The 18,404-nt window shown below is 63.7% G+C and carries 18 protein-coding genes; 12 read left to right on the plus strand and 6 right to left on the minus strand.

Annotated features, from left to right (window positions below; genetic code table 11):
* The first annotated feature begins 81 nt into the window (after positions 1-81).
* From P6144_RS02740 to arsH, 6 genes are all read left to right on the plus strand, one after another.
* Entirely contained in the window at positions 82-1,362 is a 1,281-nt protein-coding gene (locus tag P6144_RS02740) for a site-specific integrase (RefSeq protein WP_277766185.1), read from the plus strand.
* A 60-nt stretch (positions 1,363-1,422) separates the two neighbouring features.
* Positions 1,423-1,752, plus strand: a complete 330-nt coding sequence (locus P6144_RS02745) for a metalloregulator ArsR/SmtB family transcription factor (RefSeq protein WP_277766186.1) — start codon at positions 1,423-1,425, stop codon at positions 1,750-1,752.
* Between the two features lie 11 nt (positions 1,753-1,763).
* Entirely contained in the window at positions 1,764-2,180 is a 417-nt protein-coding gene (gene arsC / locus P6144_RS02750; RefSeq protein WP_277766759.1) for an arsenate reductase (glutaredoxin), read from the plus strand.
* On the plus strand, positions 2,177-2,722 hold the full coding sequence (locus tag P6144_RS02755) for a GNAT family N-acetyltransferase (RefSeq protein WP_277766187.1): 546 nt from the start codon (positions 2,177-2,179) through the stop codon (positions 2,720-2,722). Before arsC ends, P6144_RS02755 begins: the two co-directional genes overlap by 4 nt.
* Positions 2,719-3,750 carry an ACR3 family arsenite efflux transporter gene (gene arsB / locus P6144_RS02760; protein WP_277766188.1) on the plus strand — a complete coding sequence of 344 codons (1,032 nt, stop codon included), beginning with the start codon at positions 2,719-2,721 and terminating at the stop codon, positions 3,748-3,750. Before P6144_RS02755 ends, arsB begins: the two co-directional genes overlap by 4 nt.
* A 70-nt stretch (positions 3,751-3,820) precedes the next feature.
* On the plus strand, positions 3,821-4,567 hold the full coding sequence (gene arsH / locus P6144_RS02765; protein ID WP_277766189.1) for an arsenical resistance protein ArsH: 747 nt from the start codon (positions 3,821-3,823) through the stop codon (positions 4,565-4,567).
* 38 nt (positions 4,568-4,605) lie between these two features.
* Here arsH and P6144_RS02770 read toward each other — a convergent pair whose 3' ends face one another.
* Entirely contained in the window at positions 4,606-4,821 is a 216-nt protein-coding gene (locus P6144_RS02770; protein WP_277766190.1) for an AlpA family phage regulatory protein, read from the minus strand.
* A 772-nt stretch (positions 4,822-5,593) separates the two neighbouring features.
* Here P6144_RS02770 and P6144_RS02775 point away from each other — a divergent pair.
* The 4 genes from P6144_RS02775 (at position 5,594) to P6144_RS02790 (ending at position 9,843) form a co-directional block, all read left to right on the plus strand.
* Positions 5,594-7,321 carry a ParB N-terminal domain-containing protein gene (locus tag P6144_RS02775; protein ID WP_277766191.1) on the plus strand — a complete coding sequence of 576 codons (1,728 nt, stop codon included), beginning with the start codon at positions 5,594-5,596 and terminating at the stop codon, positions 7,319-7,321.
* Positions 7,322-7,378: 57 nt separating this feature from the next.
* Positions 7,379-7,615, plus strand: a complete 237-nt coding sequence (locus P6144_RS02780; protein WP_277766192.1) for a sigma-70 region 4 domain-containing protein — start codon at positions 7,379-7,381, stop codon at positions 7,613-7,615.
* A gap of 68 nt (positions 7,616-7,683) precedes the next feature.
* A complete protein-coding gene (locus P6144_RS02785) occupies positions 7,684-8,607 on the plus strand; it encodes a HEPN domain-containing protein (protein WP_277766193.1) in 924 nt (307 codons plus the stop codon).
* A gap of 357 nt (positions 8,608-8,964) precedes the next feature.
* On the plus strand, positions 8,965-9,843 hold the full coding sequence (locus P6144_RS02790; RefSeq protein WP_277766194.1) for a DUF6602 domain-containing protein: 879 nt from the start codon (positions 8,965-8,967) through the stop codon (positions 9,841-9,843).
* A 2-nt stretch (positions 9,844-9,845) separates the two neighbouring features.
* Here P6144_RS02790 and P6144_RS02795 read toward each other — a convergent pair whose 3' ends face one another.
* From P6144_RS02795 to P6144_RS02810, 4 genes are all read right to left on the minus strand, one after another.
* A complete protein-coding gene (locus P6144_RS02795) occupies positions 9,846-12,068 on the minus strand; it encodes a hypothetical protein (protein ID WP_277766195.1) in 2,223 nt (740 codons plus the stop codon).
* Positions 12,065-12,838 carry a hypothetical protein gene (locus P6144_RS02800; protein ID WP_277766196.1) on the minus strand — a complete coding sequence of 258 codons (774 nt, stop codon included), beginning with the start codon at positions 12,836-12,838 and terminating at the stop codon, positions 12,065-12,067. Before P6144_RS02800 ends, P6144_RS02795 begins: the two co-directional genes overlap by 4 nt.
* Before the next feature lie 313 nt (positions 12,839-13,151).
* Positions 13,152-13,361 carry a conjugal transfer protein TraD gene (locus P6144_RS02805; protein ID WP_277766197.1) on the minus strand — a complete coding sequence of 70 codons (210 nt, stop codon included), beginning with the start codon at positions 13,359-13,361 and terminating at the stop codon, positions 13,152-13,154.
* Positions 13,362-13,377: 16 nt separating this feature from the next.
* Positions 13,378-13,701 (minus strand): conjugal transfer protein TraD, encoded by a 324-nt coding sequence (locus P6144_RS02810; RefSeq protein ID WP_277766198.1) that lies wholly within the window; start codon positions 13,699-13,701, stop codon positions 13,378-13,380.
* A gap of 172 nt (positions 13,702-13,873) precedes the next feature.
* On the opposite strand from P6144_RS02810, the gene traA reads away from it, so the two are divergent.
* A complete protein-coding gene (gene traA, locus P6144_RS02815) occupies positions 13,874-16,780 on the plus strand; it encodes a Ti-type conjugative transfer relaxase TraA (RefSeq protein WP_277766199.1) in 2,907 nt (968 codons plus the stop codon).
* 10 nt (positions 16,781-16,790) lie between these two features.
* On the plus strand, positions 16,791-17,411 hold the full coding sequence (locus P6144_RS02820) for a DUF6118 family protein (RefSeq protein WP_277766200.1): 621 nt from the start codon (positions 16,791-16,793) through the stop codon (positions 17,409-17,411).
* A 117-nt stretch (positions 17,412-17,528) separates the two neighbouring features.
* Here P6144_RS02820 and P6144_RS02825 read toward each other — a convergent pair whose 3' ends face one another.
* Positions 17,529-18,404, minus strand: a complete 876-nt coding sequence (locus tag P6144_RS02825) for a DUF3800 domain-containing protein (protein ID WP_277766201.1) — start codon at positions 18,402-18,404, stop codon at positions 17,529-17,531.

The raw sequence follows: 18,404 nt of genomic DNA on the forward strand, positions 1-18,404 counted from the left end.
TACGTGTCATGCTGTCCCAATCAATACCGCGCTATTTCGGTTAGTTTTTACCTAAGGTAGCGAAGGTGATGGGAGATTCAGATGGCGCTAGGTAACAGCCGCACCGGCAAACAGGTATCGAAAGTAGCGACGGTCCCGAAAGTGTCGGGCCCGCTGAGCGACGCCAAGATCATGGCGCTGCGGCCTGCTACTTCCGGCCAGATCGAGTATCGGGACTCCATGGTCCCTGGGCTCAGGGTTCGCGTCGGAACGACCGGTATCAAGACGTTCGTACTGCGTAAGCGGATCGCCGGAAAGAATCGCAACCTTACGCTGGGGCGGTTCGGTGAGCGACTGACCATCGCCGAGGCGCGAAAGAAGGCGCGCCAGATTCTTTCCGATGTAGAGCTGAAGGCTGATCCGGCCGCGGCGGTTCCGAAACCTCAGCGCCGTGTCGTTCATGCTCATACACTCAATGCGATGTGGCCCGATTACCGGCAGGCGAAAGCGCATCTGCGCACCGTTGGTGAGGTGGAGCGCATCTTCAAGCAGCACATCCTGCCCGAATTTGGCGACCGCGCGGCGGACGGTATCACGCGGAGCGAGATCACCCGCTTCATCGACCGGATCGCCAAGCGCACCCCCGTTATGGCGCGCAATGTCCTCTCCCAGTTCTCCGCTTTCTATAGCTGGGCCATGCCGCGGCTGGATCGCCTTCCCGGCAATCCATGCCGAGACGCTGGTCGCCCGCCCAAACCCAAGGCGCGCGAGCGGGTGCTGACGGACGCCGAGATCGGTGCCCTGTGGCATGTGCTCGACGGCGAGGGGCACCCGTTCGGGCCCGCGATCAAACTGCTGTTGTTGACCGGCCAGCGGCGCAATGAAGTCTTCGAGGCCGAGCGATCCGAGTTCGATCTGGAGAAGCGGCTCTGGACGATCCCGGCTGCCCGCGCGAAAAACGGCGTCGCGCATTTCGTCCCGCTGTCCAATCCAGCGTTTGCCCTCGTGAAGGGGCTGCTGGAGCATGACCGGGGCGACAAGCTGATCCCTGCGCGCGGGAACTGGGAGGCCGGTCCAAGCGGGTTCAGTAAGGCGATGACGCGTCTGCGCGCGGGTCTGGAGGAACGCGTCGGCGAACCCGTGCCGCATTGGACTCTTCACGACCTGCGTCGGACGATGGCGACGGGGCTGCAGCGGTTAGGCGTCCGGCTCGAGGTTACGGAGGCCGCGCTCAACCACCTTTCGGGCGCTCGTTCCGGTATCGTCGGCGTCTATCAGCGACATAACTATTTCGATGAGAAGGGTGCTGCCCTCAAACTATGGGCGGCAGAGGTCGCGCGACTGGCCCGAGCCGCGAAGGCGAAATCCAAGCGACCCCGATGACCCATCGGTGAAAGCCGATAGGTGTTGACGCGGCTCGATTGCATCGGGTATTGCCGATGCATGAACGACGAAGTTGCTCTCGCGGCGCTTGCCGCACTCGCACATCCGACGCGGCTCGCCGCGTTTCGCTTGCTCGTCCGGCACGAGCCGGACGGGCTGGCGACCGGCCAACTCGTCGAAGCAAGCGGCCTGAGCCAGAGCACCTTCTCCACGCATCTGGCGGTCCTCGCCAAGGCGGGGCTGGTCCGCGCAGAAAAGCGCGGGCGCAATTTCATTCAGCGCGCCGAGATCGATGCGCTCCGCGCCCTGATGCTCTTCCTCGCCAAGGACTGCTGCCAGGGGCGCGCCGATCTGTGCGAGCCGCTGCTTGCCGAACTCGCTTGCTGCTGACCGGAGGCACCATGTCGATCGACATCATCATCTATCACAACCCCGAATGCGGCACGTCGCGCAACACATTGGGCATGATCCGCGAGGCGGGCATCGAGCCGCATGTGGTCGAGTATCTGAAGACGCCTCCGACCCGCGCACTGCTTGTTCAACTGATGGCGCGCGCCGGGATCGCACCGCGACAATTGCTGCGCGAGAAGGGCACGCCCTTTGCCGAGCTGGGCCTCGAAGACGAGACGCTGAGCGACGACGCGCTGATCGATGCGATGATCGCCCATCCGATCCTGATCAACCGGCCACTGGTCGTATCCCCGCTGGGCGTCGCGCTGTGCCGTCCTTCCGAAAAGGTGCTTGCGCTGTTGCCGGACGGGCAGTCGATCCGGTTCGTGAAGGAGGATGGCGAAGTCGTGCGGGGCACGAGCGCATGACGGTCGCCATTCGGCCAGCAGTGCAGGGAGACGCGGAGGCGATCGCCGCCATCTACGCCCACCATGTCCTGCACGGCACCGCGACCTACGAGCTGGTGCCGCCGCGCGCCGCCGACTTCCGCGCTAAGGTCGAAAGCCTAGCCGAGCGCGGTTGGCCGTTCCTCGTCGCCTGCGATGCGGAGGCTGTGGTCGGCTATGCTTATGCAACCCAGTTCCGCGACCGCCCGGCCTATGCCTATGCGTGCGAGAATAGCATCTATGTCGCGCATGACCGCCGCGGCGGCGGCATTGGCCGCCAGTTGCTCGCTGCGCTTCTGGTGCAAGCGGAGGCCTATGGCTTCCGCCAGATGGTCGCGGTCATCGGTGGCGCCGAGCCCGCTTCGATCGCGCTGCATCGCACCTGCGGCTTCGCCGAGGTCGGGCGCATGCCCGGCACGGGGTGGAAGGCCGGCCGATGGCTGGACAGCGTCTATATGCAGATCGCTCTCGGTTGCGGCACCGCAACGCCCCCGGCGGAACGCGGCCCGGACGCCCGCGCATGACACTGTTCGAACGGTATCTGACGCTCTGGGTGGCGCTCTGCATCGTGGTCGGCATCGGCCTCGGTCATCTCTTCCCGGGCGCGTTCGCGCTGATCGCGTCGGCGGAAGTCGCCCGGGTCAATCTGATCGTCGCCGCGCTGATCTGGCTGATGATCGTGCCGATGCTGCTCAAGATCGACTTCGGCGCGCTGGGATCGGTTCGGCAGCATTGGAAGGGCGTCGGCGTGACGCTCTTCGTCAACTGGGCGGTGAAGCCTTTCTCGATGGCGGCGCTCGGCACCTTCTTCCTCGGCTGGCTGTTCGCGCCGCTGCTGCCTGCCGGTGAGATCTCGTCCTACATCGCGGGGCTTATCCTGCTGGCAGCCGCGCCTTGCACCGCGATGGTCTTCGTGTGGTCGAACCTGTGCGATGGCGAGCCGAACTTCACGCTCAGCCAGGTCGCGCTGAACGACATGATGATGGTGTTCCTGTTCGCGCCGCTTGTGGGGCTGCTGCTCGGCGTCGCGTCTATCACCGTGCCTTGGGACACGCTGCTGCTGTCGGTCCTGCTCTATATCGTCGTGCCCGTTATCGTCGCGCAGTTGATCCGGCGGGCGTTGCTCGCCCGAGGCGGGGCACCGGCGCTCGACCGTTTGCTGGCGCGCCTTGGCCCGATCTCGCTCGTCGCGCTGCTTGGCACCCTGGTCCTGCTGTTCGGTTTCCAGGGGGAGCAGATTGTGCGCCGCCCGATGGTGATCGGGCTGATCGCCGTGCCCATCCTAATCCAGGTCTATCTCAATGCCGGCATCGCGTACTGGCTGTCGCGCCGCTTCGGCGTGGCCTGGTGTGTTGCCGCGCCGGCCGCCCTGATCGGTGCCTCGAACTTCTTCGAGCTGGCGGTGGCCGCCGCCATCTCGCTGTTCGGGCTTCAGTCCGGCGCGGCGCTGGCGACCGTGGTCGGAGTGCTGGTGGAAGTCCCCGTGATGCTCTCGGTCGTCGCGATCGTGAAGCGGTCGCGGGGCTGGTACGAAGCAGGCGCGCGCGGATGACCGATCGGACGCTCGAACTTTGTCCATTCCGCGCCGGTCGATGCCCGGCGCGCCTCAAGAAAGATCTGGAATGACCCGCCTGCGTACGCTGACCGACCCGGACGTCCTGCCGGCGCTCGACCCCGATTACGTGATCGGGCGTCCCGGCGCCGGGCTCGGTGACGACCAGCCGCCGCCGCGCATCCTCCTGCTCTATGGTTCGCTTCGTGAGCGCTCCTTCTCCCGCCTCGCGGTGGAGGAGGCGGCGCGGCTGCTGCAACTGTTCGGGGCCGAGACACGGATCTTCGATCCCACGGACCTTCCGCTGCCCGATCAGGTGAAGGGCGATGACCATCCCGCCGTCCATGAACTGCGCGAACTGTCGATGTGGTCTGAGGGGCAGGTCTGGTGCAGCCCCGAGCGCCACGGTCAGGTGTCGGGCATCATGAAGGCGCAGATCGACCACCTCCCACTCTCGATGGGGGGCATGCGGCCGACCCAGGGCCGGACCTTGGCTGTGATGCAGGTGTCCGGCGGGTCGCAGTCGTTCAACGCGGTCAACACGCTGCGCTTGCTCGGTCGCTGGATGCGCATGGTGACGATCCCCAACCAGTCTAGCGTCGCCAAGGCGTTTCAGGAATTCGACGAGGCCGGCCGGATGCGCCCCTCGAGCTATTACGATCGCATCGTCGACGTGATGGAGGAATTGGTTCGCTTCACGGTGCTGCTGCGACCCCATGCCGGGCAACTGGTCGACCGCTATTCGGAGCGCAAGGCTAGCGGGATTATGGTCGACGCCGCCCGGGACCTCTCGGCGATCGCGATCGCCCAGCAATAAGGCGGGACGAGCGCCGACGAGTAGTTCCGCTTCGCCATCTAGCCGGCGGGATTGTCGTCCACCGAATAGAACATCGGATTGCGCAGCCAGGCGGCGATGGCGGACTCGCGCCAGCCGGCGCAGCGCTCGCTGATCTGGATGTTCTTCGGGAACGTGCCTTTCTGCATCTTGCGATACATGGTCGAGCGGCTGAGACCGGTGCGTTCGAGCACGGCGTTGATCCGGAGGATGCGGTCGGGGGTTTCGGTATGCATTGCTATCACCTTGGAGCTTATGCGTTTGCGTGGTTCTCCCCGGCAAAAGTTGGACAGAAATTCGCCTCTGCGAAAAGGGTCTTTCTGGGGACAGCGGGTGCCATTGCGGTCCTTTGCGTCACTTTCGTAGGTTAGCGTAGGTTACCGTATGCGGCCTGAATCCGGGCCATCGTGTCAGGGCGTCTCACGCTGCGCGTGAAGGCGCTCTACGCCGCTTGCGCGCCGCCGAGTCGCGGTGCGTCTCGGCCCATTCGGGTGACGATCGCGGACGCGGGATCGGTTCGCAGAACCGATCCGCCCGGCAGTGCCGGGCAGCGGAACGCGATAGCGGATGGGCGTGCGCTGGCGGGCTTCTGCGAAGCCGCCAGGGTCCGCAGCACCTTTTGTTTACCGCGTCGCACACTCGGTCCGTCCGGAGGGCGCGGCGGCGGCTGGCGCACAGGCGCGCGCGCACGCCGCCACGACGGCCGCCCGGATTCGAGAGAGCGGCTTTGGTGCAGCGCCTGTGGCGCTGGGCAGCGCTACGCGCTGAATGGCTGCGGACGCGCCGCTGCGCGGCGCGGCGTTTGGCCTCCGGCACTCGAACTGGCGGGGTGGGCGTCGCTACCCTCTAGTCCCGCCGCGGCGTGCCGCAAGCTGGCTGCGCCAGCTCCTACTCTTCGTTGCGGCCCTTCGGGTGCGGCCCACCTCTGCCGGCGGGACTGCCGGTCCGCTCCTGCCGCCCACCCCGCCATTCCGGCGCCGGTTGCGGTGGTTTTGAGGAGTAGGGAAGATGGAACTCAGGCACATCCATATCGGCAATCTCTCTGTCTCGGCGGCCAACATGCGGGCCAAGGGAGCCAAGCCGGACATCACCAACATCCTGCCGTCGATCCGGGCGCGGGGCGTGCTGGTGCCGCTGATCGTGCGGCCAGCGCAGGACGAGGGGCGGTTCGAAGTCGTGGCGGGCAAGCGGCGCTATCATGCGGCGCTGACGGTCGCGGCCGAGAGCGGCGAAGGTGACGCGCTGCCCTGCGCGGTGATCGCGGCGGGTGACGATGCGGCGGCGCTCGAAGCATCGCTGATCGAGAATGTCGCGCGGTTGGACCCCGACGAGGTGACGCGCTGGGAGAGCTTCACCCGGCTGGTCAAGGAAGGGCGGACGCCCGAGGATATCGCGCTGACCTTCGGCCTCACCGAATTGCAGGTGAAGCGGACGCTGGCGCTGGGCAATCTGCTCCCGCGTATCCGGGGGCTGTATCGCAAGGGCGACATCGACGCGGCGACCGTGCGGCATCTGACCCTCGCGTCCAAGGCGCGGCAGCGCGACTGGCTGGGGCTGTTCGATGACCCCGAGGCTTATTGCCCGAGCGGTCATCAGCTCAAGGCGTGGCTGTTCGGCGGCGCATCGATCCCGGTCAGCGCTGCGCTGTTCGACATGGCCGACTATCCGGGCGAGGTAATTTCGGACCTGTTCGGCGACGAGCGCTATTTCGCCGACACCGCCAGCTTCTGGGCGGCGCAGGCGCCTGCCATCGAGGCCAAGGCCGAAAGTTACCGGGAAGTCGGGTGGTGCGAGGTGATCGTTCTTCCTACCGGCGAGACGTTCCAGAGCTGGGAGCATGAGCGCTGCGCCAAGCGCAAGGGCGGCAAGGTGTTCTTCACCGTGGGAACGCGCGGCGATGTCACCGTCCATGAGGGCTATGTCTCGCGCAAGGAGGCCAGGAAGCTCAAAATGGCGGACGTGGCCGAGAAGCCGGTGCGGCCCGAGATCAGTTCGGCGATCCGCAACTATGTCGATCTGCATCGGCACGCGGCGGTGCGGGCCGATCTTGCCGGGCAGACCTCGGTCGCGCTGCGGCTGATGGTGGCGCATGCCATTGCGGGGTCTCCGCTCTGGACTGTCCGGGTGGAAGACCAGCATGCCGTCAGTCCGGAAATCGGCGAGAGCGTGCGGGCCTGTGCTTCCGAGGAGCCGTTCGGCGAGAAGCGGCGGGCGGTGCTGGCGCTGCTCGGCTTCGACGCGGACAGCGCGTCCGTCACCGGCGGCTATGACGGCGATCATGGGCTGGCGGGGCTGTTCCTGCGCTTGCTCGATCTTCCCGATGCTGCGCTGCTCGATGTGGTGGCGGTGGTGATGGCCGAGACACTGCAGGCAGGCAGCGCGCTGATCGAAGTGCTGGGACCGTTGCTCGGCACCGACATGGCCAAGGTCTGGCAGGGTGACGACGCCTTGCTCGACCTGATCCGCGACCGCGAGGTGCTGGGCGCGGTGCTGCGCGATGTGGCGGGCGAGACGGTGGCGAACGCCAACGACGCCGCGACCGGCAAGGTCAAGCGCCGGATCATCCGCGACTGCCTGACCGGCAATGGCCGCGCCAAGGTCGAGGGCTGGGTGCCCCGGTGGATGGCGTTTCCGCCCGAGGCCTACACCGAACGCGGCGGCGTGCCGACCGTCGCTCGTGCCGCCAAGGTCGCTGGCCTTTCCGTGGTCGCCGAGCCGCTGCGTCAGGCGGCCTGAGCCTCATGCTGGCGGCCACCGTGCCGCCAGCGTCCTTTTCGTGTCGGGAGATTCCCCATGACCGACCAACTCGATTCCCGTCTGGCACGCCGGATGCGGCGTGCGATCCGCAACCTTCCGCGTGATCAGCGCGAGGTGTTCTGCGCCATCCGCTTCGAAGATCTCGACTATCATCAGGTCGCGGCGCGGTTCGATATCAGCCTCGCCGAAGTCGAGGCGCGCTTCGCCAAGGCGCTCGCCAGCTTCGTCCGCGCAGTCGATGCGCCGCCGCGTCCGTGGTGGCACTTCTGGTGACTTCCTGCCGCGCGGGGCAACCCGCGCGGTTGTTCTTTTCGGCAATGCTCGGATAGGATCGTTTCGCAATGCGCACCGACCTCGATCATCTTCCCCCGGCCAAGCAGCGCGAGCTGGAACGCGTCGTCCAGATTCTGTTCGAGGAGTTCGGCGACGCGGTCGCCATCGCGACTTCCGATTGGAAGAAGAACGCGCGCATCCTCAAGGTCATCCTGTACGGCAGCTATGCGCGCGGGGGCTGGGTCGATGAGCCGCACACCGCCAAGGGCTATCAGTCGGATTTTGACCTGCTGGTGATCGTCAACAACGACAAGCTGACCGACCGCATCGAATTCTGGTCGACCGCCGAGGACCGGCTCAACCGCGAACTGGCGATCACCAAGACGCTGCGCACGCCGGTCAACTTCATCGTGCACACCATGCATGAGGTGAACGACGGGCTGGCGCACGGGCGCTATTTCTTCATCGACGTCGCCCGCGACGGGATCGCGCTCTATCAGAGCGAGGACACCGAATTCCACGAGCCCAAGCCTAAAACGCCTGCTCAGGCACTGGCGATGGCGCGGGAATATTTCGAGGAGTGGATGCCGGCCGCAATGTCGCGTTTCAAGCTCGCCCGCTATGCGATGGCCGAAGGGCTCAAGAAGGATGCGGCGTTCGATCTTCATCAGACCGCCGAGCGCCTGTATCACTGCGTGCTACTGGTCTGCACGTTCTACACGCCGCACGTTCATAATCTCGGGTTCCTGCGCACCCAGGCTGAACGCATCGATCCTCGGCTGGTCGATGCATGGCCGCGTGACAATCGTGCCGACCGGTCCCGCTTCGAGAAGCTCAAGGAAGCCTATGTGAAGGCACGCTATTCGAAGCACTATCGAATCAGCGAGGACGAATTGGCTTGGCTCAGCGAGCGCGTTGAGGCGCTCGGCCAAGCGGTGCAGGTGATCTGCGAAGAATGGATCGCTGCGCTGGAGCAAAGCGCAGCAGCTTGACCGAGGGCTGCGGAAGCGAAGAGTCAGCTTCCGATCAGACCCGGACATTCTTTTGAATGACCGGCCGAGCCAGAAGCGGCCATTCCAGTCACGCCGAGCGGGCAATCTGCCTCGCCCCGTCTCGGTCATTCAGGTAACCCGAACCCGATCCCAATGGCCGGTGTTCATGTGATGCTATATTTCTCGGACCCCGTTTGTGCAGATCCGGCCAGATCCCGCGGCACCAAACGCCTCCGTCGTTTAAGCTTCGATGACGGGCGATTGCCACTTCGTGCGAAATTCCTCAGACGGGATCGCCCGCTGGCTATCCCTCCGCCAAATGTGTGTGGCTCCAGCTTAGACGAGAGTGATCTGCTGATGACTGACAGTAGCCTGCACAATGCGGCCAAGGGGCTTCGTGTTCGAGATTTCTTTGCGATCGAAGCCGATACACTGCTTCAAAGATACAAGGTGATCGAAACCCTATTGCCGCATCACAAGACGAGCGGAGCAGCCCATCGGGGCGAAGAGGGACGATATATCGAGGCTCTCGTGCGTACATTTCTCAATAAGCATCTGCCGGCCAATCTGCGCGCCGTTTCGGGATTTATCCTGTGCCCAGCGACGAAGACTGGCGTGCAGGACACCGCACGCGTGACTGAATACCCCGATCGGCACAGCTCCCAGCTCGACATCATAGTCTATGACATGGATGACTATCCGGTGTTCGAACAGTTCGAGGAGTTCTGCATCGTCCCGCCGGAAGGCGTGATCGGCGTCATCTCGGTCAAGAAGACCCTATATGACCAGGCTATCGCAGACGAGATCGCCGCGCTGAAAGGCGCTGCGGATCTGTGTCGCGCCTCGGGGCGGCGAGGGCCTTTCACCGCGCTGATGGCTTTTGCCGCGAAAGAGGCGAGTGACACGAAGCTGAACGAACGAATCTTTACGGCCATCCGCGACGTACATGCTGGAGCGGCATTCGATCCAATGGTCAACGAGGTATCGGTGCTCTCCCGCACCTGCGTGTTCAAGACGCGGATCGACAATGGTGGCGATGCCGGCGCCCGCTACATCGCCGTCGATTGTCGAACGGAAACGCACATCCCTCTCCAGCGTCTCCTCCAAAGCCTTATGTCGGTCTATTATGATCCAACCCGGATGGACGAGAAGCGGCGGCCGGGATTCGCGTCATTCCGCCAGCGAACCTTCGCGGACGCTTCTGAACTCGGCTATGTCCCACACAGCGGAATGTAGCTTCACTCATAGAAGCTGCTGGTGTCGGCGCTCGCCTTGACGAGCCGGCCACCGTCGTCCGGGCCGACCTCGTAGAGGAAGGTGCCGGGATAATTGTCGCTTATGTTGACGTCGCCATTACCATAGTTGAGCTCGACAGCCAGTTGAAGCGAGCCTTCGAACCGGAGGCAATAGCCCGGCTGGCGGGTGACCCGATCGATGCTGATATCGGCACCCTCGATCCGCGTATTTTGAGAAAGATCCAGTAATGTTTGATAGAGATCGTAGCGCTCGGGTCGCGTGAGCACTGCGTGGAGTATGTCGGCTTCAATCTGTTCGTGATACCGCTCGATCAGCTCTGAGGGCGAGCCTAGCGTCGATGTCATATATCGGGCGAGCCCTACCGGATTATCACTGCCCTGGAGAAAGGCGAACTCATCGAAGCGCAGGACGGGCGGTTCTTCGTCGAAGAACGCGGCGAAGCCTTTTCGCGCCTTGCTTGATCCGACCGACACAATGCTGTCCGGTGCCCCCAAATCGATATCGTCGCTATACGAAAGTGCGGCGATCACCTTGAAGGGCGCTACTCCGCCAATCAGAAGCGTGACTGCGTCATCATAATAGTCACGCCCCTCGATTTCGAAGCCGGCTGCCCTCATCACGATTTCGGTCGCTTCCGATATTGCCTTGAGGTCCGGTCCTTGCTCTTCGAACTCAACGCCGTGGACCAGAAGGCTAGTCTGGACCGGCACTGGCTGCTGCTGCATCCGGATCTGGTGCCAGCCGATATCGATCGTGTTGATATCCAGCATGCTGGATAACGATTTTTTCAGCTCGTCGCGGGCGTCTAGTCCGAGACGTCCGACTGAGGCGACGCGCACATCGGCGCTGAGAGCGGATCGCGCGCTGAAATGCAAATTGGCGAGACTGGCCACCGCTTGGCGCAGCGCGCGGCCCGCATTGGCGACGCCGCCGGGTTGAGATCCCAGCGAGAAGGCTGCCCAGTCATCGGCCCCCCCTGGCTCCTTAATGAGGGTTTCCGGTGTATGGATATGGTCCAGCCACGCGCGGACGAGGCGCGCGAGAGGATAGCGCGAGCGCGGGCCGAACAGTTCAGCATGACCGTCGACGATGATGTGGTGCTGGCTGAAATGGCCGAGCCATGCTGGCCAATAGGTGGACGGCCGCCTTGCGGTTTGTGCGCCGAGGATCAGGCCGAGCGTCACTGTAAAATGCTCGGCGGCTGTTTGATTTGCAGCCAGCGCCTCCGCCTGGCTTTGATCGTCCATGTCACATACGAACGCCATGTCGATCCTGCGACCGGCAAGAGCCTCAGCCAATTGTTCGAAGACATGAGGCTCTTCGGGATCGATAACGAGCATATCGCTGCGCGCTGAGAGTTCGCGCCCTCGCATCGCCCTCTGCGCGCGGCGACCGAAGGGACAAATCAGCCAGTTGGCTCTCTCAAGCGTATGGGCAGACCAAGATGTCCGGGTCGCTGGCTGCTTGGCGGTGACGGGAGCAGCGGCGGAGGAGGCCACGAACTGGAATGCCAGCTCGTCGACGCGCATCTGGAAAACGTCGAAGAATCGCGCGACTGATGCGCCAACCTCGACCTGCCACGCACCCGATTGATCGAGATCGGCTCGAAGGTCGGCACCAATCTCCACCGTCGGCCTGCCATCTGACTTGGTTAGGAAGACGGAGTTCAACTGCTCGTAATAGGAGAGCGGATCCTTCGTCCACCCAAGCACACGCGCAACGGCGAGCCGAAGTTGCCGGGTTAAAAAGACCCCGTCGCGCCAACGTTCCGCGTTTCTGGGCGAAACTTGCCCGAGTAGGTGTAGGGCCTGAGAAGCGGCATCGGCCAGCCGATCCCACCTTTGCGCAAATTCGACGGCGTCGAGCCGCAACAAGGGTCTGGTTTTAAGACGCGGATCGTCGATCAGCTGGGAGAGGCGAGGGGCGATCTCGTCCCGCGTTCCAATCAGAATGTGCTGCTCAGAGAGGCAGAAGCCGTGCAGGGCATGCCCACCTTCCTCGACGAAGTGCTCCTCATTCAGGGCATAGAAGGGAGATTCTGGTGCAGGTTGATAGTCAACGACCTCTCTCATCCGGCCATCAATCCCGATTACCTGCAGAAACATGCCATTGCCGGCGCCCACGCTGGAAAAGACCGGATGAACGAAGGTCGGCCATATGCCCGTTGCATTCATCATGCCCGAGGTTCGATAGCGCTTGGTCATGCTAGAGATCCGGGGCGATAATAATCTTGGACGGCGAATTGGATCGAGCGCAGAAAATCCTCGGGGCGAAACGGTGTTTCGTAGCGATAGGGGATCAGCTCTGCGCCCAGTCCGACAGCAAACTCGATCAAATCCTCGTCCATCGCCTCATCGGGAACGATGACAGCTGCAATCTTGCCGTCGAGGGCGAGCGGAACGGTGAACTGGAGTTCAACGGTCGAGCAGCGAGTGTCGAATGTCCTCGTTAGTGCTGCCGTGATCAGCCGGTGATATTGGCGCAGCCGGTCGTGTGACGCTGGAATATCGAGGGTCATTTTCGGCCGCGAGGAGAGATAATCCACGTCGCTGGCCCAGAAAGTCGAGACGACGGCAGTGACGCTGTCAGGCGTGCATCCGATCTCGAAATCATCCTTCGTCCAGCTTGGATGCATGGTCGGACCATAATGGACATAGCCACCGCTATCGAATGGCAGCGCACGTTTGGCGTCGCCAATGACAGATGGTTTTACAAGGAAGCAGACTGGCGCATAAATTATGTCGTCATAGACAACGTCCTCTTCGCTGCGCGTCGGCCGATATGCCGCGCGACCGTAGAACGTGTAGACCAACCTTTCGCCATAGACTTTGCAGTCCCGGTCAGATCGGAACGCACCCTCGCGCAGGATGGTCATCATCTTCGCATGCGAAGTGACATGGGTCAGGTTGAGCGCCGGGGGAGCTGAGGGGCCGGCATGTTTGCGTAATTGTCGCTCGAACTCACTGGCCGCCAATTTATACACACCCCTTAAAGTGCTGAAGCTGGCTTTCTAGGCAGGGTTACAGGACGCTGCCAATGGGCAGCAGTATAGTAAAGCCCGTCTTGAAAGGTCCGTGCGTGACCTCGCGGCAGTGTGGCCGCCGCGATGGATGGACGGATCGGCGGCCCGCTTTTTGGTTTGCTGGCCCGCTTACGGCCAGCTCGCCCGTTCCGGCATGGGATGCTGGGAGCTTCTGAACGTCCGATAATGCTGAAAGGGAACCGTCGACACCGAGCTGGCGAACGATGGCTCCCCAATTGCAGTCGCTTGTGACCGGCGACCATCATTAGCCATCCGTTTCTTCAAAAGCTCGTTTACCTCGCCGTCGCCACAGCGTGATTGCTTGATCGCGCTCGCCGCTCTGCAAGGTAGCCGCAGCGCTGACCAGCAGCCCAAAGATTATGGCCCGATCGTCCTCGGTCAATTCGATGAGCCCAGCCTTGGCGACCAGCCCGCCCAGTTCAATCAGCTGTCGGGTCCGCTCGCGACGCTTCACGACCCAGGCTCGCGCATCATTCCGCGCGATCCGGGCCTGACGGCGATGCCGCGCCGCTACCAGCCGCCGCAGCGCCGCGCGGTTGCTCGCCAGTGCTGCCGCTAGTTGCCGGTGCACGTTGAAAGAAGGCCGCGCCGCGCTTGCGCCAACCCTCCTTTGTCGCAGCGTCCTTTATCTCGACGGCATGCAGCAGCACACCGGCAAGCTGTTCGACCGGCAGCGCGTCAGCGCCGCTGGCCACGACCAGCTCGCCAAGCTGGCGCAGCTTCTGCTCGCGCAGTTGCCTGGCCTTGTCGGTGAGCGCCTTCAGTTCGGCATCGTAATCGCGGGGTTTGCGCATCGCTCTATCCTCATTTGCACGATGAGGATCGACCAGTTATCGCTGTCTTCGATCAGCGACAACGCCCTGAAATATCATGGGATTACGCAGTCCCGAGAAAGATGAATTCTTTCGAGGGCGCGCTTATACGTCGTGCCGACGTCGCTTGTTAGGTGTAGTTGGTGTGGTCGCCATGGCGATCTACCATTTCTCCGCGAAGATCATTTCCCGCGCCAACGGGTCCTCGGCGCTGGCGGCCGCCGCCTATCGCTCCGCGTCACGGCTCCATGACCAGCGTCTCGATCGCCATCATGATTTCTCGAATAAGGCCGGCGTCGTCCATTCCGAAGTGATGCTGCCCGAGGGCGCACCCGAGCGTCTGCGCGACCGCGAAACCCTGTGGAATGAGGTCGAAGCCGTCGAACTGCGCAAGGACGCGCAGCTTGCGCGGGAGATCGAGTTTGCAATTCCGCGTGAGCTATCCCCAGAAAGGGGGATTGCGCTCGCGCGCGACTTTGTTCGGCGCGAGTTTGTCGACTCCGGCATGGTCGCCGATCTCAATGTGCATTGGGATGTCGGTGCCGATGGCGAGGCCAAGCCGCATGCGCACGTGATGTTGGCCCTGCGCGACGTTGATGCGGACGGGTTCGGCAAGAAGAACCGCGACTGGAATCGTACCGATCTTCTGGAGAAATGGCGCGAGCGCTGGGCCGAGCACGTCAACACGCGGCTCGCCGAACTCGATATTGATGCGCATGTCGATCATCGCAGCCTTGAGGCGCAGGGCATCGACCTAGAGCCGCAAAACAAGATCGGTCCGGCGGCATCGCGCATGGCGGCGCAGGGGCTCGAACTTGAACGCGTCGACGAGCATCGCGAGATTGCGCGCGCGAACGGCGCAAAGATCATCGCGGACCCACGTATCGCGCTCGACGCGATCACCCACAACCAGGCGACCTTCACCACACGCGACCTCGCCATGTTCGTGCACCGGCATAGCGAGGGGAAGGAGCAGTTCGATCATGTGATGGCGGCCGTGCGCGGCTCGGCCGATCTGGTCGCACTCGGCAAGGACGGTCGCGGCGAGGACCGCTTCACCAGCCGGGCAATGGTCGAGACCGAACAGCGGCTGGAGCGCGCGACCGTTCGGCTGGAGGCGAGCCGGCGGCACGCTGTCGCCAGGCCGCATCGCGAACATGCGCTCGCCGCTGCCGCGAAGCGTGGCCTGGTGCTGTCGAGCGAGCAGCGTTCCGCATTCGAGCATGTCACCAGCGCCGAGGGGATCGGCGTCGTCGTCGGCTATGCCGGCACTGGTAAATCCGCGATGCTTGGCGTCGCGCGCGAAGCTTGGGAGCGTGCCGGCTATCAGGTGCAGGGCCTGGCGCTATCCGGCATCGCGGCGGAGAATCTGGAAAGCGGTTCGGGTATCGCATCGCGCACCATCGCCAGCATCGAACATCAATGGTCGCAGGATCGGGAGTTGCTGACCCGCGATCATGTGCTGGTGATCGACGAAGCCGGGATGATCGGCTCGCGGCAGATGGAGCGCGTGATTGCCGAAGCCGAGAAGCGCGGCGCCAAGGTCGTGCTGGTCGGCGACCCCGAACAGCTTCAGGCGATCGAGGCGGGTGCGGCCTTCCGCTCGATTGCCGAGCGCCATGGCGGCATTGAGATCACCGACATTCGCCGCCAGCGTGAAGACTGGCAGCGCGACGCTACGCGGCAGCTTGCCACCGGTCGGACTGGCGAAGCGCTGCAGGCCTACACCGAGCATGATCGCGTCCATGCCGCTGGAACCCGCGAGCAGGCGCGTACCGAACTGATCGAGCGCTGGGATCGCGATCGTCAGGCGATGCCGGCTGCGACCCGCATCATCCTCACCCACACCAATGACGAGGTGCAGGCGCTCAACCAGGCCGCGCGCGAGCGGCTGCGTATCGCTGATCAGCTCGGCGAGGATGTCTCGCTGCGCGCCGAGCGCGGGGCGCGGACCTTTGCCTCGGGGGACCGGATCATGTTCCTCAAGAACGAGCGCAGCATGGGCGTGAAGAACGGCTCGCTCGGCATCGTCCAAAGCGTGACCGCTGCGCGCATGGCTGTCACGCTCGATGATGGTCGCATGGTCGCGTTCGACCTCAAGGATTATGGGCATGTCGATCACGGCTATGCTGCCACGATCCACAAGGCGCAGGGCGTGACGGTCGATCGTGCCCATGTGCTCGCAACGCCAGGTCTCGATCGGCATGCCGCCTATGTCGCGTTGTCGCGGCATCGCGAGACCGTGGATCTGCATTACGGTCGCGGCGACTTCGCTGAACCCTCCCAGTTGGTCAGTGCATTGTCGCGCGACCGGGCCAAGGACATGGCCTCGGATTACACGCTCGACTTCGCCGACCGACGGCAGATCCAGTTGCCAGAGCCGGTGATGGTGAAAGGGAAGCCCGCCCCCGCGCGCGATCCGTTCGCGGGCCTGGGCCTGCGGCCCATGTCGCCACCGCCGACGCGCAGCATGTTCGATGGCGTGCCGCTTGCGACTCCTAAGCCGACGCGTGCGCCCCTATCGATCGGCTTGGAAACCGCGGTGCAGCGCTTTGCCCGAGCGGCCGCCGACGTCCTGCGGATGCGCAACGACGGCTATGCCGAATTGCCGCATCAGCGGATCGCCTATGACAAGGCGCGCGAGGCGCTGGACACGGCGCGGCCGGAAGCGTCGCGCGATTTGCGCGCCGCCTTTGCCCGCGATCCCGGCATGATCAGCGAAGCTGCGCGGGGGCGCACCAACGCCGCGCTTCGCGCGATGGCGCTGGAAGCAGAGTTGCGCGCCAATCCTGAGAAGCGCGCCGACCGGTTTGTCGAGGATTGGCAGAAGCTGGCTAAGGCGCATCGCGCGTTCCGCCACGCCGGTGACGAGGCGGGCACCCGTGCCATCGGCCAGCAGATGGGCGCCTGGAGCAAAAGCCTCGAACGCGATGCCCAGGCCGAGTCGCTGGTCAAAAAGCGGCTGCCGGAACTCGGGATGAAGGCCAGGGAAGGCGCTTCGATATCCCACAACGTGCAGGAATGGCTCGGCCTCTCGCGTGGCCGCGGGCTTGAGCGATAGACCTTCGCGAATGGATCAGAACACCACCCGCGAAGTCGATACCAGCCTTGCCGCCCATGCGTTTGGCGAGCTGCGTGCAGAGATCAGCCTGCTGCGTCGGGCCGTCGAAAGGCTGACCGACGAGCGAACATCGCAGCCCGATTATGCGCCCAGCCTTGAGGCGATCGCCAAGCGGTTGGAGGATGTCTGCGCCTCGATGCAGCGGCTATCAGAGCGGCCGGCGCTGAAGCTTACGCCCGAAGCCATGGCGCGGGAGATCACGGCGGCGGCGGCCGCAAGCCGGGAACGCGACCGGGAGATGTTGCGGAGTGCGGCCGCCAACATGAACGGGGTCGCCGGCAATCTCAGCACGGCGCTTGCAGGCGCGCGATCTGCTGCTGAGCAGAACCGCGAGTTGCTGCACAACCGTGTCGCCTTTGCCGTCGCTGGCATGGTGACGTTTGCGATCCTGCCCGGCGCTGTCGCGCGATCGCTGCCAGTCAGTTGGGCAGTACCCGAGAGGATCGCCGCGCGCATGCTGGGTGCCGATATGTGGCAGGCCGGACAGCAGATGATGGCAAAGGCCGATCCAGAACGCTGGGAGCAGATTGTCGTCCGCGAACCGCGGCACCCGCCAGCCAAACGAGACTAGCGGCGGCTTCGCGCCTAATCTCGGTCATTCCGGGCCCGCTACATCGATCCTGAAAACTGCCGTCGCAATCGACCAAAGAATCTTGCAACTCGTTCCATGCTGGCGCTCGGCGACGAGTCAGCAAGACGGTGGGCGATCGGCCGGCTTCCAGTCTTTCGGAGGATACAGACCAGCTGCAGTCACGGCATCGTTGAGCGCTTTAGCATGACCGCCCTCCCAGATCGGGATCATCTCGCGCCAACCTTGCTTGTCGATCCAGTCCACGCCCGGGATCGCAGCCAAACCGGCAGCATCGCGTTCGAGGGTCGCACGGTCGACCTCGATGAATCGGTTGACACCATAAACAACGAGCTTGTCCAACAGGCCATCATAGCCGGGCGGAAGCGGGCCATCGCCCTGACGCCGGATAAGCCAAGCGAGCATGTCAGCCGCCTGTATCGCGACCTCGTCCTTGTCGTCGGCAAACTTCACGCTGCCACTTATCCGGTCGCCCCAACTCCCGCCCGAGGTCGCGATCATGTCGTTGAGCATCGGCAGCGTCTTCTTGTCGAGCCCCGAATAATTGTCGAATACGAAGTCGCACGGCTCATCAACCGCTAGCGCTTCATGCATCCGTGCGACCCCGAACACGATCGCGTAGAACAACAAGAAATACGGCGTGCGCATTGGATAAGGCGCAACGGGCTCGACCAACTCGCGATAGTCGCGGGTGCTGACCGAGGCGTGAAAACCCCAAAGCGCATGCCGCGCGACAACGTCGGCAAGCGCGTGTAGCTTCCGGTTGCGTTCCTTCTCCGAAAATCCTTTGAACTGGTCGCGGCGGTTCTGCGCTTCAGCCATCTTCAGATAGGCGATCGCAGGGGGCGCGGCGAGCGCGTGTCGCCAGTCCAACTCAAAGGCGGACCAGGTCGCGTCGGTCTGGATCAAGGTCGCGAGGACGAGCCGCCGCTCGCCCACGCTGGAGATGGAGTCGTCGACATAAGCGCGTAACAT

Origin of the sequence: Sphingomonas sp. HITSZ_GF (assembly GCF_029543155.1) — a bacterium.
Lineage (GTDB): Bacteria > Pseudomonadota > Alphaproteobacteria > Sphingomonadales > Sphingomonadaceae > Sphingomonas.

Coding starts and splice junctions, on each gene's coding strand:
- P6144_RS02740 (WP_277766185.1), top strand. CDS start 82: ATGGCGCTAGGTAACAGCCGCACCGGCAAACAGGTATCGAAAGTAGCG.
- P6144_RS02745 (WP_277766186.1), top strand. CDS start 1,423: ATGAACGACGAAGTTGCTCTCGCGGCGCTTGCCGCACTCGCACATCCG.
- arsC (WP_277766759.1), top strand. CDS start 1,764: ATGTCGATCGACATCATCATCTATCACAACCCCGAATGCGGCACGTCG.
- P6144_RS02755 (WP_277766187.1), top strand. CDS start 2,177: ATGACGGTCGCCATTCGGCCAGCAGTGCAGGGAGACGCGGAGGCGATC.
- arsB (WP_277766188.1), top strand. CDS start 2,719: ATGACACTGTTCGAACGGTATCTGACGCTCTGGGTGGCGCTCTGCATC.
- arsH (WP_277766189.1), top strand. CDS start 3,821: ATGACCCGCCTGCGTACGCTGACCGACCCGGACGTCCTGCCGGCGCTC.
- P6144_RS02770 (WP_277766190.1), bottom strand. CDS start 4,821: ATGCATACCGAAACCCCCGACCGCATCCTCCGGATCAACGCCGTGCTC.
- P6144_RS02775 (WP_277766191.1), top strand. CDS start 5,594: ATGGAACTCAGGCACATCCATATCGGCAATCTCTCTGTCTCGGCGGCC.
- P6144_RS02780 (WP_277766192.1), top strand. CDS start 7,379: ATGACCGACCAACTCGATTCCCGTCTGGCACGCCGGATGCGGCGTGCG.
- P6144_RS02785 (WP_277766193.1), top strand. CDS start 7,684: ATGCGCACCGACCTCGATCATCTTCCCCCGGCCAAGCAGCGCGAGCTG.
- P6144_RS02790 (WP_277766194.1), top strand. CDS start 8,965: ATGACTGACAGTAGCCTGCACAATGCGGCCAAGGGGCTTCGTGTTCGA.
- P6144_RS02795 (WP_277766195.1), bottom strand. CDS start 12,068: ATGACCAAGCGCTATCGAACCTCGGGCATGATGAATGCAACGGGCATA.
- P6144_RS02810 (WP_277766198.1), bottom strand. CDS start 13,701: ATGCGCAAACCCCGCGATTACGATGCCGAACTGAAGGCGCTCACCGAC.
- traA (WP_277766199.1), top strand. CDS start 13,874: ATGGCGATCTACCATTTCTCCGCGAAGATCATTTCCCGCGCCAACGGG.
- P6144_RS02820 (WP_277766200.1), top strand. CDS start 16,791: ATGGATCAGAACACCACCCGCGAAGTCGATACCAGCCTTGCCGCCCAT.
- P6144_RS02825 (WP_277766201.1), bottom strand. CDS start 18,404: ATGTTACGCGCTTATGTCGACGACTCCATCTCCAGCGTGGGCGAGCGG.